The following is a 24,909-nucleotide window of genomic DNA, read 5'->3' on the forward strand; positions in this document are numbered from 1 at the left end:
CTCAGTCCTTTTCCTCGTCCTTCTGTTCGTCGTTTTGCGCGTCCTGATCTTTACCCTTCTCTCTGTCCTTCTCTTTACTGATCCGCAAGAAGATTTCCTCGCGATGGACCGCCACCTCTTTCGGAGCGTTAACCCCGATACGCACTTGATTGCCTTTGACGCCGAGCACGGTCACGGTGATTTCGCCATCACCGATAATCAGGCTTTCTGCGCACCGACGAGTCAGAATCAGCATACCTTTCTCCTCACGCATTTCATTTCAGGAACAACAGTCTGCAAAAAAAAGGCGTTCGACCTACGACTCGAGAGCCATAGCCCTAACGGCCTAAGTATTGTCGAGCGCACGCAAAAGACCATGCGCCCTACAAAAAAATGAAAGGCGCGGTAAACCGCGCCTTCCTGGCATTGCATCACTCGCCCTGTCGGGCCGGAGCATCCAGCTCAAAAGCGGTATGCAGCGCGCGTACAGCCAGTTCCAGGTACTTCTCTTCAATCACCACCGAGACTTTGATTTCCGAGGTAGAGATCATCTGGATATTGATGCTTTCCTTGGCCAAAGCCCCGAACATGCGGCTGGCAACGCCGGCATGGGAACGCATGCCCACACCTACGATCGACACCTTGGCAATCTTGGTATCGCCGACCACTTCACGGGCGCCAATTTCGCTCGCGGTGTTCTCCAGGATTTTCAACGCCGCATCGTACTCGTTGCGGTGCACGGTGAAGGTGAAATCGGTGGTGTTATCGTGCGAGACGTTCTGCACGATCATGTCGACTTCAACATTCGCATCGCTGATAGGGCCCAGAATCTTGAAGGCCACGCCCGGGGTGTCTGGCACGCCACGGATCGTCAGCTTGGCTTCATCGCGGTTGAAAGCGATGCCGGAAATGATCGGCTGTTCCATGGATTCCTCTTCATCAATAGTAATGAGGGTGCCCGGACCCTCCTTGAAGCTGTGCAATACGCGCAGCGGAACGTTGTACTTGCCGGCGAACTCCACCGCGCGGATCTGCAACACCTTGGAACCGAGGCTGGCCATTTCCAGCATCTCTTCAAAGGTGATCTTGTCCAGGCGCTGGGCCACGGACACCACACGCGGGTCAGTGGTGTAGACGCCATCCACATCGGTGTAGATCTGGCACTCGTCAGCCTTGAGGGCCGCAGCCAGGGCCACACCGGTGGTGTCAGAACCGCCACGCCCGAGGGTGGTGATGTTGCCGTGCTCGTCCACACCCTGGAAGCCCGCTACAACTACCACGCGGCCTGCTTTCAGATCAGTGCGAATTTTCTGGTCGTCAATCTGCAGGATCCGCGCCTTGGTGTGCGCGCTGTCGGTGAGGATGCGCACCTGGCTGCCAGTGTAGGACACGGCAGGCACGCCACGCTTGTTCAGGGCCATGGCCAGCAAGGCGATGGTCACCTGCTCGCCGGTGGACACGATCACATCCAGCTCACGCGGCAGCGGCTGTTGCTCGCCACTGATGGCCTTGGCCAGTTCGATCAGGCGATTGGTCTCGCCGCTCATGGCCGACAGCACCACGACCAGGTCATCCCCGGCATCGCGGAATTTCTTAACCTTGTCGGCCACCTGCTCGATTCTTTCGACAGAGCCGACCGAGGTGCCTCCAAATTTCTGTACGATCAAAGCCATTTCCAAGCCGCCTCAGCCCGTAAAGGGGCGCCTAATATCCAATCAACCAGCACAGAACAGCCCGTGACTAGACCACGGGCAGGTTAACAGTGCCTTAAATACCTGCCTCGACAAATGGCACGGTCAGGGCCAGGGCCGCGTCCAGGGCACTGGCGTCTACACCACCGCCTTGCGCCATGTCCGGACGACCGCCGCCCTTCCCGCCCACTGCCGCAGCGGCCTGCTTCATCAAATCACCGGCCTTGAGTTGGCCAGTCAGGTCCTTGGTTACACCGGCAACCAGCACGACCTTCTCCTCATGGACACTGCCGAGCAGGATCACTGCGCGGCCGAGCTTGTTCTTCAACTGATCGACCAGGGCCAACAGCGCCTTGCCGTCCTGGCCGTCCAGGCGTGCAGCCAGGACTTTCACGTCCTTGACGTCAACGGCCGAAGCCGACAGATCGTCGCCCGCAGCGCTGGCCGCCTTGGCTTGCAACTGCTCCAGCTGTTTCTCCAGCGCACGGTTGCGCTCCAGAACGGCGGACAACTTGTCGATCAGGTTGTCGCGGCTGCCCTTGACCAGGCTGGCCGCTTCCTTGAGTTGTTCTTCAGCGGCATTCAGGTAGGCCAGGGCCGCAGCGCCGGTCACCGCCTCAATACGACGCACACCCGACGCCACGCCGCCTTCGCTGATGATTTTCAGCAGGGCGATATCGCCGGTACGGTTGGCGTGGATACCGCCACACAGTTCCACCGAGAAGTCGCCGCCCATGCTCAGCACGCGCACGCTGTCGCCGTATTTCTCGCCGAACAGCGCCATGGCACCCTTGGCCTTGGCCGTCTCGATGTCGGTTTCTTCAGTTTCTACCGGGGAGTTCTTGCGAATCTCAGCGTTGACGATGTCTTCCAGGGCCTTGATCTGCTCAGGCTTGATCGCTTCGAAGTGACTGAAGTCGAAACGCAGGCGCTGGCTGTCGACCAACGACCCCTTCTGCTGGACGTGCTCGCCCAGCACCTGGCGCAGCGCGGCGTGCAGCAAGTGCGTGGCCGAGTGGTTCAGCGCGGTGGCATGGCGTACGTCGGCATCGACCTGGGTGTCCACTGGCGCACCGACAGTCAGGTTGCCCAGCACCAGCACGCCGTGATGCAGGAACGCACCGCCGGTCTTGGTGGTGTCGCGCACCTCGAAACGACCGGAGGTCGAACTCAGGAAACCACAGTCACCGACCTGGCCACCGGATTCGGCGTAGAACGGCGTCTGGTCCAGGACCACAACTGCCTCTTCGCCTTCGCTCAACACGTCGACCGACTTGCCGTCTTTATAAATGGCAACGATCTTGGCCGCGCCAACGGTCGCCTTGTAACCGGTGAATTCGGTGGGCACGTCAACCTTGACCAGGGTGTTGTAGTCCAGGCCAAAGGAACTGGCGGAACGGGCGCGCACGCGCTGGGCTTCCATCTCACGCTCAAAGCCGGCTTCGTCGATGGTCAGCTCGCGCTCACGGGCAATGTCGGCGGTCAGGTCCATCGGGAAGCCATAGGTGTCGTACAGCTTGAACACGACATCGCCCGGCACCACGGTGCCTTTGAGCTCGGCCAAGTCCTGTTCCAGAATCTTCAGGCCGTGCTCCAGGGTCTTGGAGAACTGCTCCTCCTCCGCCTTGAGCACGCGCTCGATGTTGCTTTGCTGTTGCTTGAGTTCCGGGAAGGCATCGCCCATCTCGGCAACCAGTGCAGCGACGATCTTGTAGAAGAAGCTGCCGGTGGCGCCCAGCTTGTTACCGTGGCGGCAGGCGCGACGGATGATGCGACGCAGCACGTAGCCACGGCCTTCATTGGACGGCAGTACGCCGTCGGCGATGAGGAAACCGCAGGAACGGATGTGGTCCGACACCACCTTGAGGGACGATTGGCTTTCATTGGCACAACCAATGGCCGCGGCCGACGCGCTCAGCAGGTTGGTGAACAGGTCGATCTCGTAGTTGGAGTGAACGTGCTGCATCACCGCACTGATCCGCTCCAGGCCCATGCCGGTGTCCACCGAAGGCGCTGGCAGCGGATGCAGCACGCCATCGGCGGTGCGGTTGAACTGCATGAACACGTTGTTCCAGATCTCGATGTAACGGTCGCCGTCTTCTTCCGGCGAGCCCGGTGGGCCACCCCAGATGTCGGCGCCGTGATCGTAGAAAATCTCGGTGCATGGGCCGCATGGGCCGGTATCGCCCATGGTCCAGAAGTTGTCGGAAGCATAAGGCGCGCCCTTGTTGTCGCCGATGCGAATCATGCGCTCGACGGGCACCCCGATTTCCTTGGTCCAGATGTCATACGCTTCGTCGTCCGTCGCGTAGACGGTCACCCAGAGTTTTTCCTTGGGCAGCTTCAACACGCCGGTCAGGAAGGTCCAGGCGAAGGTAATCGCGTCTTTCTTGAAATAATCACCAAAGCTGAAGTTACCCAGCATCTCGAAGAACGTGTGGTGGCGGGCGGTGTAGCCGACGTTTTCCAGGTCACTGTTCTTGCCGCCGGCACGCACGCACTTCTGGCTGCTGGTGGCGCGGGTGTAGGCGCGTTTTTCCTGGCCCAGGAAGCAGTCCTTGAACTGGTTCATCCCCGCGTTAGTGAACAGCAGGGTGGGGTCATTGCCTGGGATCAAGGAGCTGGAGGAGACACGGGTGTGACCTTGCTCTTCGAAGAAGCGAAGGAAGGCTTCACGGATTTCTGCGCTTTTCATAGGTTCTTCCACGGAGGCTGCGGCCAAAGGCCAGTGCGCAACATCATCAGACGGAGCGACGGCAAAAGGCCGCATTATATCGGCCCTTTGCCGGTGGTACAGCGTGTTTATGCGATAGAGAGGTTCAATTAGACGGTCTGCACACTCATTTGCGCGAAAATTCGACGAATGCCTCGAGCACTTGCTCGATCTGCGCCCGGCTCACATCCAGGTGCGTCACCATGCGCAGGCGCGGCGCAGCACTCAACTTGATCCCACGCTCGGCGGCAAACGTCTTCAAGGCCTGGGCCTGGTCGCCGATCTGCACGTAGACCATGTTGGTCTGCACCGGCTCCACCGCGTAACCGGCGTTGCGCAGCTCATCGCCCAGCCATTGCGCATTGGCGTGGTCGTCGGCCAGGCGCTGCACCTGGTGATCCAGGGCGTACAGCCCCGCCGCCGCCAGGGAACCGGCCTGGCGCATGCCACCGCCGACCATCTTGCGCAAACGGCGTGCCTTGGCGATCAATGCCGTGGAGCCGCACAGCACCGAGCCAATCGGTGCACCAAGGCCCTTGGACAGGCACACCGACACCGAGTCGAAATGCTGGGCGATCTCCCGTGCATCGACCCCAAGCTTGACCGCCGCGTTGTAGAGTCGCGCGCCATCCAGGTGCAGGGCCAGGCCATGTTCGCGGGTAAACGCCCGCGCCTTCGCCAGGTAGTCCAGCGGCAGCACCTTGCCCTGCATGGTGTTTTCCAGGGCCAGCAGGCGGGTGCGGGCGAAGTGGAAGTCGTCGGGTTTGATAGCCTCGAGCACCTGATTCAGGTCGAGGGAGCCATCCGCCTGCACGTCCAGCGGCTGCGGCTGGATCGAACCCAGCACGGCCGCACCGCCGCCCTCGTATTTGTAGGTGTGGGCCTGCTGGCCGACGATGTACTCCTCGCCACGCTCACAGTGGGCCATCAGCGCCAGCAGGTTGCTCATGGTGCCGGTGGGCACGAACAGCGCGGCTGCAAAGCCCAGGCGTTTGGCCAGCTCGGCTTCCAGATGGTTGACGCTGGGGTCTTCGCCGTAGACGTCATCGCCGCTGGCGGCATTGGCCATGGCGTCAAGCATGCCGGCGGTGGGTTGGGTCACGGTGTCGCTGCGCAGGTCGATCACAGACATGAAACAAGCCTCGAAGGGGTTCATTAAGCTTCTTATGAGGATGATTACTGCGGGCAAAGCCGCGGAATATCAAGCCCCACGCGTTCTCAATCGAATACCAACCAAACAAACCGATATAGCTTATCGATACGACGCTCGTGCAGTTTATGAAAAACCATGTTAAAAACTCTCCGCCACCAGGGTTCTGGTGGCAACGTTCTCAGGGCGGGGTGCAATTCCCCACCGGCGGTAATTGCACGCAATGTGCATAGCCCGCGAGCGCTTGGCGCCTCGAACTGCTCACGCAGGACGGCGACAAGGTCAGCAGACCCGGTGTGATCCCGGGGCCGACGGTCATAGTCCGGATGAAGAGAGAACGGGATTGGCACCTAAGGGCCGCACGCTGAGCGCATGCCTGCATGACTCGGCGGTTCGTACCCTTAAATCCCATTCGATTCATAACGCCCTGTTTTTTTCTTAAACAGGAGTCAGAACATGCAACCCACCGCAATCGACAGCAAAAGCAAAAACCATCACGGCGAGCGCGTCGCGTTTATCCAGGCTTGCTGGCACAAGGATATTGTCGACCAATCGCGCAAAGGCTTCCTCGCCGAAATGATCGCCCAGGGCTATCAGGAATCGGACATCGATTTCTTCGAAGTCGGCGGCGCCTTTGAAATGCCCCTGCACGCCAAGCTGCTGGCCAAGACCGGCCGTTACGCCGGTATCGTGGCCGCCGCGCTGGTGGTGGACGGCGGGATCTACCGTCACGAATTCGTCGCCCAATCGGTGGTCAGCGGCCTGATGCAGGTTCAGCTGGAAACCGAAGTGCCGGTGTTCTCGGTGTCCCTGACGCCGCATCACTTCCACGCCGGCAGCGAACATACCGCGTTCTTCCATGAGCACTTCGTGCACAAGGGCCAGGAAGCTGCACGTACATGCGCCGACACCCTGCACAAGGTGCGGGCGATCCGTCGCAGCGAGCCACGGGCGCTAGCGGTCTAAGCAACACTGCAAAACAAAATGTGGGAGGGGGCTTGCCCCCGATAGCAGTGTGTCAGTCAGCTGATCTGGAGCTGAGACACCGCCATCGGGGGCAAGCCCCCTCCCACATTTGGATCCGGATACGCCTTGAGACCTATGCCAGGCCCACGTCCGTGGTCGGCACAATCAATATCCCCGCCCGCAAGCCATTCTTTACCTTCGGGTTGGGGAAGATGATGCGCGCACCCTCCTCCTCGATCACCCAACGGGTCTTGGCCACGTCTTCGGCCAGCAGATAACCCTTTTCCAATTCCGAAAAGTTTTCCACGTCCGCCGGCAAGTGCAGCAGGAATGCATCGCTGTGCTTGATGACTTCCCGCGACACGGCGAACAGTTTCAACCCGTCCAGACTGTCAGTCTCAGGCTCGGTGCCTTCGATGATCTGCTTGAGGCGCAGCTCCAGGCGGGAGACATTCACGCCCTGGTTGTGCCCGAACGGTCGCGCCTTGCCCAGTTCGAGGGTGAAGGCCTCGGCCTCCAGCTGCTCGTAGGTAAACGCGGTGAAGGTGATCGAGCTCTTGTTCTGCAGCAGCACCGCTTCCATGCCAGCGGCGTTCAGGCGCGCCAGTTCGTGGCGTGAATGCTGGCGCCCCTCCTTCCAGGGGTACAGCGCAAACTGCTCGATCTTCGAGCCGCGGATGGCGGTGTGCAGGTCGTAATGCAGGCGCGAACGGCCAGGCTGGCTGAAGAAGCTGCGGGCCAGCTGTTCAAGTTCGGCGGCGCGCATGGCTTCGGGGCCGATGTTTTTTTCATGCCGGCCGTTGAACAGCCGGTTGACGTCCAGTTCAAGGTAACGCTCGCCGCGGCGCATGGCCTCGGGGTTGCCGAACAGGAACAGAATACGGGTGCGGGGCTTGATCTCCCCACGGGCGATGCCATGCAACAGGCGGTCGAGCAATTCGATCGGCGCGGTTTCGTTGCCATGGATGCCGGATGACAGCAACAGGTCGCGGCCATTGTCCGTTGCCTGCGGCGGGCGCACTTCGAGTGCGCCCTCGCTGAGCCAGCGCATCTGCACGCCGTCGACAGTCAGTTGAATTTTTTGCGCCGGTTCGCGACCGGCGAGGGTCAGTTCAAGCAGTTTGCCAAGGGCGAGCATACGCAGCTTCCTTAGTGGTTGCAGCCTGGGCCGTGGACGTGATCGTCATCATCACCTTCAACGTCGGCCGGTTCCATTTCCAGTTGCAGGCTCATCAGGTTGGTGGCCAGTGGGCGCATCAACAGGTTGGCGTATTCGGCGTCGCCTTCTTCCACGTCCACGCCGATCAGCAGTTGGCCACGGCCGTCGTGCTGGATCCAGATTTCCTTGCCCTGCCAGACCACGGCGACGCGGGTGCAGGAGGTTTCCAGCTGGGTGCCGTCGGTGTCTTCAAGGATCAGTTGCAGGGTGTCGGTGCTCATAAATAATTCTCAGCCATAGGGTGTAAAAAGAGGTGGCGTTAATTGATCTGGAAAGGATAAACCGAGCCCAGTTTAAGGATTTGCGTCAGTTCATCCAGTGCCGTCCGGCACTCAAGCAGTAATTGCGGGTCAGCCAGGTCGGTTTCGCGCAGGCTGTCGCGGTAGTGCTTGTCGACCCATTGGGTCAGTGTGTCGTACAACGGCGCGGTCATGATAACCCCTGGGTTCACCGCTGCCAGCTCGGTTTCATTGAGGGCCACGCGCAGGCGCAGGCACGCCGGGCCGCCGCCGTTCTGCATGCTTTGCTTGAGGTCGAAGACTTTGACTTCGCGGATCAGCCCCGCGGACGCCGTCAGGCCTTGCAGGTACTGCCAGACGCGCTCGTTGGCGCGGCATTCTTCCGGCACGATCAGCAGCATCGAACCGTCGGCGCAGGTCAGCAACTGGCTGTTGAACAGGTAGGAGCGCACCGCGTCCTCGACGCTGACCTGGGCACGCGGCACACACACCGCCTGGAAGTTGCCGCCCAGCTTGCCCAACTTGCCCTGCAACTCGGCCAGCATCTGTTCGGTATGGAGGAACGCGTCCTCGTGATAGAACAGCACCTCGCCGTTGCCCACCGCGATCACGTCGTTGTGGAACACGCCGGCATCGATCACCGCCGGGTTCTGCTGGGCGTAGACCACGCCTTCATCCTTCAGGCCATGCAGGCGGGCGACGGCCTGGGAGGCTTCGAGGGTCTGGCGCGCCGGGTACTTCTGCGGGGCCGGGTAACGGGGGTCGAACGCGCTGCGCCCGAACACGAAAAATTCCACCCCCGCGTCGCCATACTCACGGCAGAAACGCGTGTGGTTGGCCGCACCTTCGTCGCCGAACTGCGCCACCGCCGGTAACGCGGCGTGGTGGGCAAAGTGTTTCTGGTCGGCAAACATCGCCCCCAGCACGCGGCTGGTGGTGGGGTGTTCGATGCTGCGGTGGTATTTGCAGTTGAGGTTGGCGGCGGTGAAATGCACGCGGCCATCTGCCGTGTCGGCGCTCGGGCTGACGGTGGCGGCGTTGGCCACCCACATGCTCGATGCCGAGCAGCTGGCGACCAACAACGGCATGGCCTGCTTGGCCGCCTGCTGGATGACCTGGGCGTCGGTGCCGCTGAAACCGAGGTTGCGCAACGCCGCTACATCCGGACGCTCCTGGGGCGCAAGCACACCTTGCACAAAGCCCATGTCCATCAGCGCTTTCATTTTCTGCAGGCCCTGCAACGCCGCTTCCCTGGGGTTGGAATGCTGCTGGCTGTTGCTCTGGGAGGCGACGTTGCCGAAGGACAAACCGCCGTAGTTATGGGTCGGCCCCACTAGACCGTCAAAATTGACTTCATAGGATTTCATCGGCGAGGCTCCACGAACATCTGTTTTTATAGGCTTCAAATTACTTGAATACACCACTGACCCCCTGTGGGAGGGGGCAAGCCCCCTCCCACATTTAGATCAGCGTAATGCCGGGGGTTAGCGTGGCCGGTACCACCAGGCTTGGCGTTTCAAGCGACGCCACCGGGTACGCACAATAATCCGCCGCGTAATACGCACTGGCGCGATGGTTGCCCGAGGCCCCTACCCCACCAAATGGCGCGGTGCTGGCGGCGCCGGTCAGCTGTTTGTTCCAGTTGACGATGCCGGCACGGCTTTCCAGCCAGAATTGCTGGTAACGCGCTTCGGAATCGGACAACAGGCCAGCGGCCAGGCCGTACCGGGTGTTGTTGGCTTCGGCAATCGCCGCCGCGAAATCGGCGTAGCGGATCACCTGCAACAGCGGCCCGAACAGTTCTTCGTCTTCGCGCTCGGTCACGCCGGTCACGTCGATGATGCCTGGGGTCAGCAAGGCAGCTTGATCCTGGGGCTGGGTCATCTCCAACAGCGCCACGGCGCCATTGGCCAACATCAGCTCCTGGGCGTCCATCAGGGCTTTTGCCGCCGCCAGGGAAATCACCGAGCCCATGAACGGCGGTGGTTGCTGGTCGAACGCGCCGACTTCAATCGTCGCGCTCACCGCCACCAGCCGCGCCAGCAGCGCATCGCCCCAGGCGCCTTCCGGCACCAGCAGGCGACGGGCACAGGTGCAACGCTGGCCGGCGGAGATAAACGCCGACTGGATGATGGTGTAGACCGCCGCATCCACGTCGGCTACTTCATCTACCACCAGCGGGTTGTTGCCGCCCATTTCCAGGGCCAGGATCTTGTCCGGGCGCCCGGAGAACTGCTGGTGCAGATGATTGCCGGTACGGCTGGAACCGGTGAAGAACAACCCATCGATACCGGGGTTGGCGGCCAACGCAATGCCGGTCTCGCGCGCGCCTTGCAGCAGGTTCAACACGCCCGCCGGCAAACCGGCGTCGATCCAGCACTGCACGGTCAGCTCGGCAACTTTCGGGGTCAGCTCGCTGGGCTTGAACAGCACGGTATTACCCGCCAGCAACGCCGGGACGATATGCCCGTTGGGCAGGTGACCGGGGAAGTTGTAAGGACCGAACACCGCCACCACGCCGTGGGGCTTGTGGCGCAATACGGCGGTGGCGTCGCCCAGGGGGCCGCTCTTCTCGCCGGTACGCTCGCGGTAGCTTTGCACCGAGATTGCGATCTTGTTGGCCATGCTGGTGACTTCGGTGGCCGACTCCCACAGCGGCTTGCCGGTCTCCTCGCCGATGCAGCGCGCTATTTCATCGGCGCGACTTTTCAGGCTCGCGGCGAAGGCTTCCAGCACGCTGATGCGCTCTTCCAGCGGGCGCCGGGCCCAGGCCGGGAACGCCTGGCGCGCGGCCTGCACGGCCGACTCGACCTGCTCGACCGTGGCGCCATTACCGGCCCACAGCACCTGCTGGGTCACCGGATTGCGGGATTCAAACAGTTCACCCTGGCCAGCCAGCCAGCTACCTGCGATATACAACGAATTCATTATTTCGACTCCCGGGCAGCAGACAACGGTACGGCACGCACTTGATCACCCACCACCAGTTGCAGGCGCTTGGCGGTTTGCGGATCGACCACCAGCGTGCCGGCCGCCAGGCGTGCCGGTGCGGCGGTGATGCGGCAATCTTCGCGTTTGCGGTTATGGATCAGGAACGGCGTGGCGTCGTCCCCCGGTGTGCCGATGGCCAACACCAATGATTGGCTGTCGCGCACCGCACGGATCTTGGCGGTCTCGCACTCCACCGCCGGGCCGGCGTCGAAAATATCGACGTAGCCCTGGTAGCTGAAGCCTTCGCTCTTGAGCATGCTCAGCGCCGGCTCGGTGTCCGGATGGACCTTGCCGATCACGTTGCGCGCGTCTTCGGAAAGGAAGCAGCTGTACAACGGAAACTTGGGCATCAGCTCAGCAATAAACGCCTTGTTGCCCACGCCGGTGAGGTAATCGGCCTGGCTGAATTCCATCTTGAAGAAGTGCCGGCCCAGGCTTTCCCAGAACGGTGAACGCCCGGCGTCGTTGGACACGCCGCGCATCTCGGCGATGATCTTGTTGCCGAACAGCTGTGGGAACTCGGCGATAAACAGCAGGCGCGCCTTGGCCAGCATGCGGCCGTTGAGGCCGTTGCGGTAATCGGCATGCAGGAACAACGAGCACAGCTCGGAATTGCCGGTGAGGTCGTTGGCCAGGAACAGCGTCGGAATCTCACGGTAGATATTCAGTTCCTGGGAGGCGCTGACCGTCAGGCCGACCCGGAAGTTGTACCACGGCTCGCGCAGGCCGACGGCACCGGCGATGGCGGAAATCCCCACCACGCGGCCTTCGTCGTTTTCCAGCACGAACAGGTAGTCGGCATCACCGCGCCCGGCGTCGCCGCGAAAGGTTTTTTCCGCCCAGCCTACCCGGTGGGTCAGGCGCTCTTCGTTGGCCGGCAAGGTGGTGAGGCCGGTGCCGGTGCTGCGCGCCAGATCAATCAGGGCCGGTAAATCGCTGCTGCGTACGGGACGAACGATCATGCTATCTCCTCAGACGGGCCGCTGCTGCCAGCCACCCGCGACACTCTGTTTATACCGCTACCAGGCGCACACTCGCGCCTTCACCAACGCCCAGGGCTTCGGCGGCTGCCAGGTCCAGGGTCACCGGTTTGCCCGGCGCGTAGTCCAGCTCCAGCATCACCGCGCGGTAATCCTGCAACTGCGCGTTGCTCACCAGGTACTGGCGGCCGCCCCCCTTGACCATCTCGCCGATCTTCACCGGCACCACGCGACTCTGGGCAATCGAGCGAATGCCCGAGACCCGTGCGTGCAGCGTCGGGCCGCCGTCGAAGATGTCGATGTAGTGGTCAGTCTCGAAGCCTTCGCGCATCAGGATGTCGAAGGTGATCTGGGCACGCGGGTGCACCTGGCCCATGGCTTCCTGGGCTTCGTCCGGCAGCAGCGGCACGTAGATCGGGTAATGCGGCATCAGCTCGGCGAGGAACGTACGGCTTTTCAGCCCGCACAGGCGCTCGGCGGCGGCGTAGTTGAGGTCGAAGAAGTTGCGGCCGATGGCGTCCCAGAACGGCGAATCACCGTGCTCGTCGCTGTAGCCGACAATCTCGGTCACCACCGAGTCGGCAAAGCGCTCGGGGTGGCTGGCGACGAACAACAGGCGGCCGCGGGAATTGAGTTCCGACCACGGCGAACCGACCAGCTCCGGCACCACGTAGAAACTGGTGAGCAGGCTGTTGCCGGTGAGGTCGTGGCACTGGGAAAGCACGTGGATCTTGTTGTGGATCTTCAGCTCGCGGGAGGCGTGCACGAAGGTCTCGTTACGAAAACTGTAGAACGGCTCCGAGTAACCGGCCGAAGCGACGATGGCCGAGCAGCCGGCGAGCTTGCCGGTCTCGGTGTCTTCGAGCACGAAGAAATAGCTTTCTTCACCGTTGAAACTCACCTCGGCCGCGAAGGACGCTTCGCTGGCGGCGATCTTGTCGCTCAGGCGTTCCACATCATCCGGCAAGGAGGTGACACCAATCGGGCTATCCGCAGCCAGACGCTGTACCTCGCCCAGATCAGCCATTTGCGCGGGGCGCATCACCAGCATGGTGTCACTCCTTAACTCTAGAACTCACAGGAAAAAAATACCGAACAGGTCGGGAACACCCCATATCTTCATGTGGGGCATATTCCAGTGTGGGAGGGGGCTTGCCCCCGATAGCGGTGTATCAGTCACCAGATGCATCAACTGACAGATTGCTATCGGGGGCAAGCCCCCTCCCACATTTGATCCGGTCCGACAGACAGATATGTATCAGGCTTGGGTCAGCGTTTTTACCGCACGCTCGAAACGATCCAGGCCTTCGTTGATGTCCGCGTCTTCCACCACCAGGCTCGGCGCAAAACGCACCACGTCAGGGCCGGCTTGCAGGATCATCAGGTTTTCTTTCTCGGCCGCGTTGAACACGTCCTTGGCCTTGCCTTTGAACGCATCGCTCAGTACGCAACCGATCAGCAGGCCCATGCCACGTACTTCGGTGAAGATGCCGTACTGCTTGCCGATCTGCTCCAGGCGCGCCTTGAACAGGTCGTGCTTGGCGTTGACGCCGGCCAGCACCTCAGGGGTGTTGATCACGTCGATGACCGCTTCGGCCACTGCGCACGCCAGCGGGTTGCCGCCGTAGGTGGTGCCGTGGGTACCGACCACCAGGTGCTTGGCCAGGTCTTCACGGGTGAGCATCGCCGCAATCGGGAAACCGCCGCCCAGGCTCTTGGCGCTGGTGAGGATGTCGGGCACCACGCCGTAGTGCTGGTAGGCAAACAGATGGCCGCTGCGGCCCATGCCGGTCTGCACTTCGTCGAACACCAGCAGCGCATTGTTGGCGTCGCACAGTTCGCGGGCACCTTGCAGGTAAGCCAGCTCGGCCGGCAGTACGCCGCCTTCGCCCTGGATCGGCTCCAGCACCACGGCGCAGGTCTTGTCCGACACGGCGGCTTTCAGCGCTTCCAGGTCGTTATAAGGGACGTGGGTGATGCCGGTAATTTTAGGCCCGAAACCGTCGGAGTACTTCGACTGGCCACCGACGTTGACGGTGAACAGGGTACGGCCGTGGAAGCTGTTCAGCGCGGCAATGATCTCGTACTTCTCGCTGCCGAAACGGTCGAACGCCACGCGACGGGCCAGCTTGAATGCGGCCTCGTTGGCTTCGGCACCGGAGTTGCAGAAGAACACGCGCTCGGCAAACGTGGCGTCGATCAGCTTATGGGCCAAGCGCAGGGCCGGCTCGTTGGTGAAGACGTTGGAGACGTGCCACAGCTTGTTGGCCTGTTCGGTCAGTGCACCGACCAGCGCCGGGTGGGCGTGGCCCAACACGTTGACCGCGATGCCGCCGGCAAAGTCGATCAGCTCGCGACCCGCCTGGTCCCACACACGGGAACCTGCGCCACGCACGGGGATGAATGCGGCAGGTGCGTAGTTGGGAACCATGACCTGGTCGAAATCGGCACGTTGCACCGGGGCTTGCTCAACGGACATCGGAGTCTCCTGAAGAGGAACGCCTGCCTGGAACTGGCGGGCGATGCAGGGATTGTAAGGACAGTTTTCAGCGCGGCCTTGCCGCCAAGCGACAACTTCTTATAGCGCCAACCCCCGTTTTACGCGGGTTTACGCCAATGCGACAAATAGCGTCGCAATGGCGCAGTTTAAACGGATGCAGGGGTTTTCGGCAGTATGCAGGGAAGTTGCGCGATGGACGCGACACACCGCGCCAATCGTATTCACCCCACGTCAACCACGCTCGGACGGCACCGACGAGAGTTCGAACGGGCTGCTGCTGCGGCGCTGGTTGCGGTCTTCGCGAGGGGTGGCGCCAAAGAAGTTGCGGTAGGCGCTAGAGAAGTGCGGCCCCGAGGAGAAGCCGCAGGACAGGCCGATCTGGATGATCGACTTGCTGGTTTGCATGAGCATCTGGCGGGCCTTGTTCAGGCGCAGTTCCAGGTAGTACTGGCTGGGGACGCGATTGAGGTATTGCTTGAAGATCCGCTCCAGTTGTCGTCGCGACACGCACACATGCTGGGCGATTTCGTCGGTGGTCAGCGGCTCTTCGATATTGGCTTCCATCAGCAACACCGCCTGGGTCAGCTTCGGATGGCTGGAGCCCAGGCGGTTCTGCAGCGGGATGCGCTGGCGCTCGCCGCCTTCGCGGATGCGCTCCACCACCAGCTCTTCCGACACCGCACCGGCCAGTTCGGCACCGTGGTCACGGGCCAGCACCGCCAGCAACAGGTCGAGTACCGACATGCCGCCGCAGGCGGTCAGGCGATCACGGTCCCAGTCGAACAGATGGCTGGTGGCGATGACCTTGGGGAAACGCTCGGCAAAATCATCCTGCCAACGCCAGTGCACGGCGGCGCGGTAGCCGTCGAGCAGGCCGAGCTGGGCCAGCGGGTACACACCGGCCGACAAGCCGCCGATCACACAACCGGCGCGCACCAGCTGCTTGAGGGCGGTGCTCAGTTGCGAGGCGATCACGGCAGGCGGCTCGTCCGCCAGCAGGAACAGTTTCTGGAAGCCTTCCAGCTTGCCCGCCCACGGCTCGCCCGGCAGTTGCCAGGCGCCTTCGGTGGCCGGCTCTGCGAGCAAAAACGACAGCTCGTAGACCACCTCCGGATGCACCCGCTGAGCAACGCGCAAGGCCTCCTCAGCCAGCGCAAGCGTGAGTGCTTTTGTGCTGGGCCAAATCAGGAAACCAATTTTGTGGGCGGTCATGGAGTGCTATCCGAAGCGAGTAACAGTAATGAAGACAGAGGCCAATGCTAGCCCGTAAACCAACACAAAGCTTAAAAACGATAAAGACCTGCTTTCCTGTAGGAGCGAGCTTGCTCGCGAAAAACCTGAGAACACCACGGGGCATCAGGCTTCCCGCGTTATCGTTGACGATCTTCGCGAGCGAGCTCGCTCCTACAGGGGGGAGCAGCGGCCTTGATTATTTCAAGCTGCCGGACAGGAACTGCTGCAACCGCTCGGACTGCGGGTTGACCAGCACTTCCCGAGGGTTGCCACGCTCTTCGACGATGCCTTTGTGCAAGAACACCAGCTGGTTCGACACTTCACGGGCAAAGCCCATTTCGTGGGTCACCACCACCATGGTGCGGCCTTCCTGGGCCAGGTCCTGCATGACCTTGAGCACTTCGCCCACCAACTCGGGGTCGAGGGCCGAGGTGGGTTCGTCGAACAGCATCACCTCCGGCTCCATCGCCAGGGCTCGGGCAATCGCCACGCGCTGCTGCTCGCCACCGGACATATGGCCGGGGAACGCATCCTTGCGATGGCCCACACCGACCTTGGCCAGGTAGTGCTCGGCCTTTTCACGGGCGTCTTTTTTCGACATGCCCAGCACGTGCACCGGCGCTTCCATCACGTTTTCCAGCGCGGTCATGTGCGACCACAGGTTGAAATGCTGGAACACCATCGACAGGCGCGAGCGCATGCGTTGCAGTTGCTTAGGGTCGGCGGCCTTCATGGCGCCGTCCTTGTTGGCCACCAGTTTCAGCTCTTCGTTATTGAGCAGGATCTTGCCGGCGTGGGGTTGCTCCAGCAGATTGATGCAGCGCAAAAAGGTACTTTTGCCCGAACCACTGGAACCGATGATGCTGATCACATCGCCGGCTGCGGCGGCCAGGGACACGCCTTTGAGCACTTCATGACTGCCATAGCGTTTATGCAGGTCTTGGACTTCAAGTTTGTACATGCGGTCGGTTCTCACAAAAACAGGTGGTCAGTCGTTGAGCAAGCGCCCGTGACGCAGCGCTTCGCGCCCCGCCACCTTGGCCAGCCAGAAACCCGCTTGGGCATAACGTAGCCGTTCAACGGCAAACAACACCCCCGAGGTGCCCGCGCAGATAACGCTCACGCGGTCTTCCAGGGGATCAATCACTTCAAAAATCGGCTCGCCCTTCTCGATCCAGTCCCCGGCTTTACGCAGGTAACTGATCACCCCGGCGTGGGGCGCGAACAGCAATTCTGTGCCTTCGAAGGGCACGCCTTCACACGGTTCGTGTTGCGGCGCCGGCCATTCGCCCTTGATCAGGCCTTGCTCGGCGAGAAACGCGAGGATGCCTTCGGCGTGGAAGATCGCTTCGTCACGGCCGGTGTCCGCCTGACCGCCCAATTCCAGGGTTGTCGCCAGGCAGGCCAGCGGGATCTGTGCGTCGGGGAAGGCGCGGGACAACCGCAGCCACGGCAACGAACAGGCCTCATCAAACGAGCTGCCACCGGAGTCTTCCGCGAGCAGACCGACTTTCACATTCAAGTGCGCCGACAGCGAACGCCACTGCGGCCAGTGCTGGGGCAGCGCGTACATGTGCAATGCGGCTTCGGCGTCACAGTGCAGGTCGAGGACGATATCGGCGCTGCACGCATGGCTCAGCAGGATGCGCTGCATGCCTTGCAACTGGCTGCTCGGCTCGGGCAATGCGTTGAGCGCATCGGCCATCGCCTGGCGAATCATGCGCACGTTGGCGTGAGCATCATCCCCCAGCTTGCCTGTGAGCAACTCGGCCACCGGCTCGCTCAACTCAACGAAATCGCGGTTGAAATTCTTGCCGCTGCCCACTTCGAAACGGCCCTGGTGGCTGCCTTGCAGCAACTGGCCCAGGCCCATCGGGTTGGCCACCGGCACCAACTCGATCACGCCGTTGAGGGCGCCTTGCGCTTCAAGTTCGGCGAGGCGTTTTTTCAGCTCCCACGCGGCGCGCATGCCCGGCAATTCATCGGCGTGCAGGCTGGCCTGGATATAGGCCTTGCGCTCGCCGGTGCCGAAACGGAACACGCTCAGCTGGCGCTCGCAGCCCAGGTGGCCCCAGGGCAACAGGTGATCGATACGTTCCATATCAGTGCTTCCGTGGAGCCAGGTAGCTCAGCCAGCGGCGCTCGGCCAACTTGAACAGGCGCACCAGGATAAAGGTCAGGCACAGGTAGAACACGCCGGCGGTGATGTAGGCTTCGAACGGCAGGTAGAACTGCGCGTTCACCGTGCGCGCGGCACCGGTGATGTCGATCAGGGTGACGATGGACGCGAGACTGGTGGTCTGCAGCATCATGATCACTTCGTTGCTGTACTGCGGCAGCGCGCGGCGCAGGGCCGACGGCAGCAGGATGCGGCGGTACAGCTTGTAGCGCGACATGCCCATGGCCTTGGCCGCTTCGATCTCGCCATTGGGGGTGGCCTTGAGGCTACCGGCAATGATCTCGGCGGTGTAGGCGCTGGTGTTGATCGCAAAGGCCAGGCACGCGCAGAAGGTCGCGCTGGACAGCAGCGGCCACAGGACGCTCTCGCGCACCGCTTCGAACTGCGCCAGGCCGTAGTAGATCAAAAACAGCTGCACCAGCATCGGCGTGCCGCGGATCACATAGGTGTAGAGCCAGGCCACGCCGTTGACGACCGGTTGCTTGGACACACGCATCAAGCCCAGGGGCAAGGCGGCGAGCAGGCCGAAGAACAGCGAGATGGCGAGCAGTTTCAGGGTGGTCAGCAGGCCGCCAAGGTACAGCGGCATGGCCTCCCAGATGACGTTGTAGTCGAAGATCATAGATCAGCCGCCCTTACGCCTACCGAGTAGCGCTTCTCAAGATGACGCAGGGCCAGCAACGACACGCTGGTGATCACCAGGTACATCGCCGCCACTGCGAGGAAGAAGGTAAAAGGCTCGCGGGTGGCATCAGCCGCCTGCTTGGCCTTGAACATCATGTCTTGCAGGCCCACCACCGAGATCAGCGCGGTGGCCTTGGTGAGTACCAGCCAGTTGTTGGTAAACCCAGGGATCGCCAGCCGGATCATCTGCGGCACCATCACCCGGAAAAACACCTGGAAGCTGCTCATGCCATACGCCAGGCCGGCTTCGGCCTGGCCCTTGGGGATGGCCATGAAGGCACCACGGAAGGTTTCCGACAGGTAGGCGCCAAAGATGAAACCCAGGGTGCCGATACCGGCGGCCAAGGGGTTCAAGTCGATATAGTCGTCATAGCCGAGCATCGGCGCGACGCGGTTAAGCAGGTCCTGACCACCGTAGAAAATCAGCAGGATCAGCACCAGGTCGGGGATCCCGCGGATCACCGTGGAGTACAAGTCACCCAGCCAGGCCAACCAGCGCACCGGCGACAGGCGTAACGCGACCCCGATCAGACCCAGAACAATGGCCAAGGCCATGGACGACAAGGCGAGCTGAAGCGTCAACCATGCGCCATCGAGGATGACGGCCCCGTAGCCTTTCAACATGATTCAGGTCCTCGAAAAGGGGGATGAAAAAATGGCGCAAACCGCAGGAATTCTGTTGCTTGCGCCATTTCGGACAGACAGCTGCGAATACTTACTTGGCTTCAGGGCCGTAAATATCGAAGTTGAAGTACTTTTTCTCGATTTCTTTGTATTTACCGTTGGCACGGATCGCGGCGATGGCAGCGTTGATGCGGTCCAGGTTTTCCTTGTCGCCCTTGCGTACGGCGATGCCTACGCCGTCGCCGAAGTACTTGACGTCGGTGAAGGCCGGGCCGGTGAACGCATAGCCTTTACCGGCTGGCGTATCGAGGAAACCTTCCTGCAACAGGGTGGCGTCGGCCACGGTGCCGTCGAGGCGACCGGCTTCCACGTCGAGGTAGATTTCGTTCTGCGAGCTGTAAGGCACAACGGTGGCGCCTTTAGGTGCCAGGACTTCCTTGGCGAAACGGTCGTGGATCGAACCGCGCTGTACGCCGATCTTCTTGCCCTTCAGTTCATCCAGGCTGTCGCTGACGGCGGTGCCTTCCTTCAATACCAGGCGCGCTGGGGTCAGGTAGTAGCGGTTGGTGAAGTCCACGGACTTCTTGCGGTCTTCGGTGATGGACATGGACGACAGGATCGCGTCGATCTTGCGCACCTTGAGCGCCGGGATCAGGCCGTCGAACTCTTGCTCGACCCAGGTGCACTTGACCTTCATCTCTTCGCACAGGGCGTTGCCGATGTCGTAGTCAAAACCGACGATGCTGCCATCCGGCGCCTTCGAGGCAAACGGAGGGTAAGCCGCTTCGATACCAATTTTCAGAGGCTTGCCTTCAGCGAAAGCCTGCATGGACAGCACGGACAGCGCCAGGGCGCCCAACAGCACGAGTTTCTTCATCTTGGGACTCCATCGGTATAGGGCAAAACAGCAGTATGAGCCATGGCCCACGATGCGACTGAGTGAAACCGAATAGCGGTGCTGCGTCCTACACCAATTCAACAGTGGAGACGACGAGCGAGTGATCGGCATTCTAACGACAGGCCGGAAGCCGATATTTCCTCAATGCGACAACAATTTACAGAAGCACTGAGAAAGCGGTTCCAGCACATTGACAGCCTCTGAATTTTATGCAGAGACAAAAGATATTAAACCTATTGATGCTGCAAATTGCGGGCCTATTATTCGCAAACCCTTCTAGCACGGCAAGTGTGGCGTTTAATCTTATGGCTCCGGGTGTCTAAAGCGCGGTTTTTCGGGGCATAAGCGTAGCCCTTTGCCTCAGGTTTGGGCGATGGGTTACACATTTGTGCCACTCGGTAACATTCAGAAACCTCCTACGCGAAAAACCGATATTTATTTGCCTGATGATCATGCGGGCCTGTCAGGCCCTCCCCCATACCCACCTTGGAATGCAATCCAAATGTGGGAGGGGTTCTACACCCCCGATAGCGGTGTTTCAGCTATAGATGAGTTGACTGACCCACTGCTATCGGGGGCAAGCCCCCTCCCACATTGGATCTCCTCCGATTTCAAGCACTCACAAAAAAGCCCCACCCGGCTCACACCGAATGGGGCTTTGTCTGACCAGCCCGCCTTACGCGACGTTCATGGTCTTGTGGGTCTCAATCAAATGCGCTACTACACCCGGGTCCGCCAGGGTGGAAATATCGCCCAGCCCATCGTACTCGGCCGTGGCAATCTTGCGCAGGATGCGGCGCATGATTTTCCCCGAGCGCGTCTTCGGCAAGCCCGGTGCCCACTGGATCACGTCCGGCGAGGCAATCGGCCCGATTTCCTTGCGCACCCAGTTCTTCAGCTCCAGGCGCAGGGCTTCGCTGGGTTCTTCGCCATTCTTCAGGGTCACATACACATAGATGCCCTGGCCCTTGATGTCGTGCGGCACACCCACCACCGCCGCTTCGGCGACTTTAGGGTGGGCAACCATGGCGCTTTCGATCTCGGCGGTACCCATGCGGTGGCCGGATACGTTCAACACGTCATCCACACGGCCGGTGATCCACCAGTAGCCATCTTCATCGCGACGGGCGCCGTCACCGGTGAAGTACATGCCACGGAAGGTCTTGAAGTACGTGTCGACAAAACGGTCATGGTCGCCGTACAGGGTACGGGCCTGGCCTGGCCACGAGTCGAGAATCACCAGGTTGCCTTCGGCGGCGCCTTCGATGATGTTGCCCAGGTTGTCCACCAGCGCCGGCACCACACCGAAGAACGGCCGTGCGGCAGAACCCGGCTTGAGTGCATGGGCGCCCGGCAGCGGGCTCATCAGGGTGGCGCCGGTTTCGGTCTGCCACCAGGTGTCGACGATCGGGCAACGGGATTGGCCGACGTTCTTGTAGTACCAGTCCCACGCTTCCGGGTTGATCGGCTCACCCACCGAACCCAACAGGCGCAGACTGCTGCCATCGACGCCTTCGCAGGCAGCGGTGCCGGACGCCATCATTGCGCGGATCGCGGTCGGGGCGGTGTAGAGGATATTGACCTTGTGCTTGTCGACGATCTTGCCCACCCGGGTAATGTCCGGGTAGTTCGGCACGCCTTCGAACAGCAAGGTGGTCGCGCCATTGGCCAGCGGGCCGTAGACAATATAGGTGTGGCCAGTGACCCAACCGACGTCGGCGGTGCACCAGTAGATTTCGCCCGGGCGGTAGTCGAATACGCGCTCGTGGGTCAGGGCCGCATACAACAGGTAGCCGCCGGTGGTGTGCTGCACGCCTTTAGGCTTGCCGGTGGAACCGGAGGTGTAGAGGATGAACAGCGCTTCTTCGGCGCCCATCTCTTTTGGCGCACACACGGTGCCCGCCACCTTCATCAGGTCTTCGTACCAGATGTCGCGATGCTGGTTCCACTTGATCTGGCCATTGGTGCGCTTGCACACGATGACCTTCTGGATGCTGCTGGTTTCCGGGTTGGTCAGCGCGTCGTCGACGTTGGCCTTCAGCGGAATCTTCTTACCGGCGCGAATGCCTTCATCGGCCGTGATCACCACCTTCGACTTACAGTCGATGATGCGACCGGCCAGGGCCTCCGGCGAGAAACCGCCGAACACCACCGAATGGATCGCACCGATGCGGGTACACGCCAGCATGGCGACCACGGCTTCGGGGATCATCGGCATATAGATGGTCACCACGTCGCCGCGGTGCACATCCTGGCCACGCAGGGCGTTAGCGAACTTGCAGACTTCTTCGTGCAACTCGCGGTAGGTGATGGTGCGGCTCTCGGCCGGGTCATCGCCCTCCCAGATGATCGCCGCCTGGTCGCCGCGCTCGGCGAGGTGACGGTCCAGGCAGTTGTAGGACACGTTCAGGGTGCCATCGGCGAACCACTTGATGTCGACATGGTGATCGTCGAAAGAGGTCTGCTTCACCGCGGTGAAAGGCTTGACCCAGTCAAGGCGCTTGGCTTGCTCGCGCCAGAAGCCATCGGGGTTGACCACCGACTGCTGGTACATGGCCTTGTAGGTTGCCTCGTCGGTCAGCGTGTTGGCTGCTACTTCGGGGCGAACGGGGTACAGGGAAGCCGCACTCATCTTTCTTACCTCGGTGACATAGTTGTTGTTGTATGACCCAGTTGTATCCGGGGTGGGCCTATAGAACCATTCGACGATGGTAGTAACAAGACCCTACAAAATGCCCTGCTATCCCCGTTTGCCGCTCTGGCCCGCAGCCTGCGGGGCTCTGCAGGCGGGTGAAAAAACCTTTACCACGGGATTGTTACAAAAACCGCCAATAGTCTTTATCAAAAGCACGGGTATATGAATATAACCCGCAAGCCTAGAATCACTTCCGCCAACCAAGGCATTGTGATTAACACAACAGTGATTAACAACGTAACAGCCCCCACGAAGGCACGTTAATCCGAACTAACCAATCCTAAGTTACACACGTGGCCTCACAAGGGCCCCGTGACCCCTTTCGCCCTGAAGAAGGTAAGTAAAGAAATGAAAGCTCTCGTAGTTATGGCCCTCAGCAGCTTGTGCGCCACCGCCGCCCTGGCCGACGAGGCCCCGACCGAGCTGGCCGGCCAGAACGCCCCGATTGTTGAAGATTACACCTACAGTACCAAGCTGGACGTGGCCAAAGTATTGTCCATGAGCACGATCCCGGAAGTCTGCGAAGTTGTACCGGTAAAGATGGAATATGAGGATTCCCAGGGTCAGCGCCATATCCTTAATTACCATGTCATGGGTAATGGCTGCTCTAACGGATAACAACTTCGTTAGTTGGAACAGACCCGGATCTTATTCGCCGCAAGAAATCGTTCTTGCGGCAAAGAACCGGTCCTCCCTTCCCGCCCTCAAAAAGCCCTCCCCTCTTCCCCACACTAAATAGCCCACCGCCCGTCAAAAATTTCCTACCCCATCAACCCCCCGCAAACCCTCACTCTGGCTCAAATAGCCGCCTTTTTGTCTCTGATCCGAGACCATCCGCCGCAACACAAAGCCGAATTTTTCCCTATAATGCGCGGGTAAATCGGGCCTGCAATATCCCTTTACACAGGGGACGAAGAGCCAGACCTTGAGCCTGCGCTGGAGTATGCATCCACCGCTCCGCCCCTCAAGCCTCATGCAGTACCCGTTACCCAATTCCGTTTATTTGCCTGCGCGAGCTGTTGCAACAAACGATTCCTTAAGATCCACCGCGGCCCTGGGCCGTGTGAACACCCAACCATCCGGTTTCACACGGGCACCTTTGAGCCCTCACGCAGGAGACGACACGTCATGCTGAGCTGGGACGAATTCGACAAAGAAGAAGACGGCGAAGTAGCCACCAAAGGCGCCAACGCCGGCCACGCCACCGAAGCCAACATGGACCGCCTCGACGGTGCCGGCGCCGCCGCCGCCATCGAAGCCCGCGCCGTCACCGCCAGTGACTCCGCCGCCATCGTGCGCGCCAAGGCCGCCCTGGACAAACTCGACGTCGCCGAAGGCCTCGCCGAACTTGAAGGCGCCTCCGCCCGCGTCGCCGTTGACGAAAAGCGCATGATCAACTGCCGCGCCGACCTCAACCAACTCGTACCCTTCAAGTACGACTGGGCCTGGCAGAAATACCTCGACGGCTGCGCCAACCACTGGATGCCGCAAGAGGTCAACATGACCGCCGACATCGCCCTGTGGAAAAACCCCGAAGGCCTCACCGACGACGAACGCCGCATCGTCATGCGCAACCTCGGCTTCTTCTCCACTGCGGATTCGTTGGTCGCGAATAACCTGGTCCTGGCCGTGTACCGCCTGATCACCAACCCGGAGTGCCGCCAGTACATCCTGCGCCAGGCCTTCGAAGAAGCGATCCACACCCACGCCTACCAGTACTGCATCGAATCGTTGGCCATGGATGAAGGCGAGATCTTCAACATGTACCACGAGATTCCATCGGTGGCTAAGAAGGCAGCCTGGGGCCTGAAATACACCCGTTCGATCTCCGATCCGAAGTTCGAAACCGGCACCGTCGACACCGACAAGGAACTGCTGCGCAACCTGGTCGCCTACTACTGCGTGCTGGAAGGCATCTTCTTCTACTGCGGCTTCACCCAGATCCTGTCCATGGGCCGCCGCAACAAAATGACCGGCGTGGCCGAGCAGTTCCAGTACATCCTGCGCGATGAGTCGATGCACCTGAACTTCGGTATCGATGTGATCAACCAGATCAAGATCGAAAACCCGCACTTGTGGGATGCCGAGATGAAGGAAGAAGCGACCCAGATGATCCTGCAGGGGACTCAGCTGGAGATTGAATATGCGCGGGATACCATGCCGCGTGG

The 24,909-nt window shown here is 60.9% G+C and carries 21 protein-coding genes and 1 riboswitch; of the genes, 3 read left to right on the forward strand and 18 right to left on the reverse strand.

The window, feature by feature from the left end:
• Nucleotide 1: 1 nt before the first annotated feature.
• The 4 genes from csrA to ltaE form a co-directional block, all read right to left on the reverse strand.
• Nucleotides 2-235: a carbon storage regulator CsrA gene (gene csrA, locus BLQ09_RS29295; protein WP_051429402.1), complete on the reverse strand. Its 234-nt coding sequence runs from the start codon at nucleotides 233-235 to the stop codon at nucleotides 2-4.
• A gap of 175 nt (nucleotides 236-410) precedes the next feature.
• Nucleotides 411-1,652: an aspartate kinase gene (locus BLQ09_RS29300; protein ID WP_027607775.1), complete on the reverse strand. Its 1,242-nt coding sequence runs from the start codon at nucleotides 1,650-1,652 to the stop codon at nucleotides 411-413.
• 94 nt (nucleotides 1,653-1,746) lie between these two features.
• Nucleotides 1,747-4,365, reverse strand: coding sequence for an alanine--tRNA ligase (gene alaS, locus BLQ09_RS29305; RefSeq protein WP_155525071.1), 2,619 nt, complete (start codon nucleotides 4,363-4,365; stop codon nucleotides 1,747-1,749).
• A gap of 145 nt (nucleotides 4,366-4,510) precedes the next feature.
• On the reverse strand, nucleotides 4,511-5,515 hold the full coding sequence (gene ltaE / locus BLQ09_RS29310) for a low-specificity L-threonine aldolase (protein ID WP_092359561.1): 1,005 nt from the start codon (nucleotides 5,513-5,515) through the stop codon (nucleotides 4,511-4,513).
• Between the two features lie 191 nt (nucleotides 5,516-5,706).
• Nucleotides 5,707-5,876: riboswitch (FMN riboswitch) on the forward strand.
• Nucleotides 5,877-5,989: 113 nt separating this feature from the next.
• Here ltaE and BLQ09_RS29315 point away from each other — a divergent pair.
• Entirely contained in the window at nucleotides 5,990-6,499 is a 510-nt protein-coding gene (locus BLQ09_RS29315; RefSeq protein ID WP_027607772.1) for a 6,7-dimethyl-8-ribityllumazine synthase, read from the forward strand.
• A 133-nt stretch (nucleotides 6,500-6,632) separates the two neighbouring features.
• Here the strand turns inward: BLQ09_RS29315 and astE are convergent, their stop codons facing one another.
• The 14 genes from astE to acs all read right to left on the reverse strand — a co-directional run bounded on the left by astE (nucleotide 6,633) and on the right by acs (nucleotide 22,678).
• Complete coding sequence (gene astE, locus BLQ09_RS29320; RefSeq protein ID WP_092359547.1) at nucleotides 6,633-7,637, reverse strand: succinylglutamate desuccinylase; 1,005 nt, start codon at nucleotides 7,635-7,637, stop codon at nucleotides 6,633-6,635.
• A gap of 11 nt (nucleotides 7,638-7,648) precedes the next feature.
• Nucleotides 7,649-7,939: a hypothetical protein gene (locus BLQ09_RS29325; protein WP_027607770.1), complete on the reverse strand. Its 291-nt coding sequence runs from the start codon at nucleotides 7,937-7,939 to the stop codon at nucleotides 7,649-7,651.
• Between the two features lie 38 nt (nucleotides 7,940-7,977).
• On the reverse strand, nucleotides 7,978-9,324 hold the full coding sequence (gene astB / locus BLQ09_RS29330; protein ID WP_092359549.1) for an N-succinylarginine dihydrolase: 1,347 nt from the start codon (nucleotides 9,322-9,324) through the stop codon (nucleotides 7,978-7,980).
• A 94-nt stretch (nucleotides 9,325-9,418) separates the two neighbouring features.
• The gene (gene astD, locus BLQ09_RS29335) at nucleotides 9,419-10,888 is read right to left on the reverse strand and encodes a succinylglutamate-semialdehyde dehydrogenase (RefSeq protein ID WP_166655335.1); all 1,470 of its coding nucleotides are present in this window, start codon (nucleotides 10,886-10,888) and stop codon (nucleotides 9,419-9,421) included.
• A complete protein-coding gene (astA, locus tag BLQ09_RS29340) occupies nucleotides 10,885-11,910 on the reverse strand; it encodes an arginine N-succinyltransferase (RefSeq protein ID WP_027607767.1) in 1,026 nt (341 codons plus the stop codon). Before astA ends, astD begins: the two co-directional genes overlap by 4 nt.
• Before the next feature lie 49 nt (nucleotides 11,911-11,959).
• Nucleotides 11,960-12,979 carry an arginine/ornithine succinyltransferase subunit alpha gene (gene aruF, locus BLQ09_RS29345; RefSeq protein ID WP_092359554.1) on the reverse strand — a complete coding sequence of 340 codons (1,020 nt, stop codon included), beginning with the start codon at nucleotides 12,977-12,979 and terminating at the stop codon, nucleotides 11,960-11,962.
• 207 nt (nucleotides 12,980-13,186) lie between these two features.
• Nucleotides 13,187-14,407 carry an aspartate aminotransferase family protein gene (locus tag BLQ09_RS29350; protein ID WP_027607765.1) on the reverse strand — a complete coding sequence of 407 codons (1,221 nt, stop codon included), beginning with the start codon at nucleotides 14,405-14,407 and terminating at the stop codon, nucleotides 13,187-13,189.
• 252 nt (nucleotides 14,408-14,659) lie between these two features.
• The gene (gene argR / locus BLQ09_RS29355) at nucleotides 14,660-15,640 is read right to left on the reverse strand and encodes a transcriptional regulator ArgR (RefSeq protein ID WP_027607764.1); all 981 of its coding nucleotides are present in this window, start codon (nucleotides 15,638-15,640) and stop codon (nucleotides 14,660-14,662) included.
• Nucleotides 15,641-15,857: 217 nt separating this feature from the next.
• Entirely contained in the window at nucleotides 15,858-16,622 is a 765-nt protein-coding gene (locus tag BLQ09_RS29365) for an ABC transporter ATP-binding protein (RefSeq protein ID WP_003214336.1), read from the reverse strand.
• A 27-nt stretch (nucleotides 16,623-16,649) separates the two neighbouring features.
• Nucleotides 16,650-17,762: a succinylglutamate desuccinylase/aspartoacylase family protein gene (locus tag BLQ09_RS29370; RefSeq protein WP_027607763.1), complete on the reverse strand. Its 1,113-nt coding sequence runs from the start codon at nucleotides 17,760-17,762 to the stop codon at nucleotides 16,650-16,652.
• A gap of 1 nt (nucleotide 17,763) precedes the next feature.
• Nucleotides 17,764-18,462, reverse strand: a complete 699-nt coding sequence (locus BLQ09_RS29375; protein ID WP_027607762.1) for an ABC transporter permease — start codon at nucleotides 18,460-18,462, stop codon at nucleotides 17,764-17,766.
• Complete coding sequence (locus BLQ09_RS29380) at nucleotides 18,459-19,148, reverse strand: ABC transporter permease (RefSeq protein ID WP_010208305.1); 690 nt, start codon at nucleotides 19,146-19,148, stop codon at nucleotides 18,459-18,461. The genes BLQ09_RS29375 and BLQ09_RS29380 overlap by 4 nt, the downstream gene beginning before the upstream one ends.
• A gap of 91 nt (nucleotides 19,149-19,239) precedes the next feature.
• Nucleotides 19,240-20,025, reverse strand: a complete 786-nt coding sequence (locus BLQ09_RS29385; protein WP_027607761.1) for an ABC transporter substrate-binding protein — start codon at nucleotides 20,023-20,025, stop codon at nucleotides 19,240-19,242.
• A gap of 697 nt (nucleotides 20,026-20,722) precedes the next feature.
• On the reverse strand, nucleotides 20,723-22,678 hold the full coding sequence (acs, locus tag BLQ09_RS29390) for an acetate--CoA ligase (protein WP_027607760.1): 1,956 nt from the start codon (nucleotides 22,676-22,678) through the stop codon (nucleotides 20,723-20,725).
• A gap of 411 nt (nucleotides 22,679-23,089) precedes the next feature.
• Here acs and BLQ09_RS29395 point away from each other — a divergent pair, with 411 nt between their 5' ends.
• Both BLQ09_RS29395 and BLQ09_RS29400 read left to right on the forward strand, forming a co-directional pair.
• Complete coding sequence (locus BLQ09_RS29395) at nucleotides 23,090-23,359, forward strand: DUF2790 domain-containing protein (RefSeq protein WP_027607759.1); 270 nt, start codon at nucleotides 23,090-23,092, stop codon at nucleotides 23,357-23,359.
• Between the two features lie 510 nt (nucleotides 23,360-23,869).
• Nucleotides 23,870-24,909 (forward strand): ribonucleotide-diphosphate reductase subunit beta (locus tag BLQ09_RS29400; protein WP_092359559.1); only part of this gene is annotated, 1,040 nt, incomplete at its 3' end.

Origin of the sequence: Pseudomonas sp. NFACC25 (genome assembly GCF_900100935.1) — a bacterium.
GTDB classification, from domain to species: domain Bacteria; phylum Pseudomonadota; class Gammaproteobacteria; order Pseudomonadales; family Pseudomonadaceae; genus Aquipseudomonas; species Aquipseudomonas marginalis.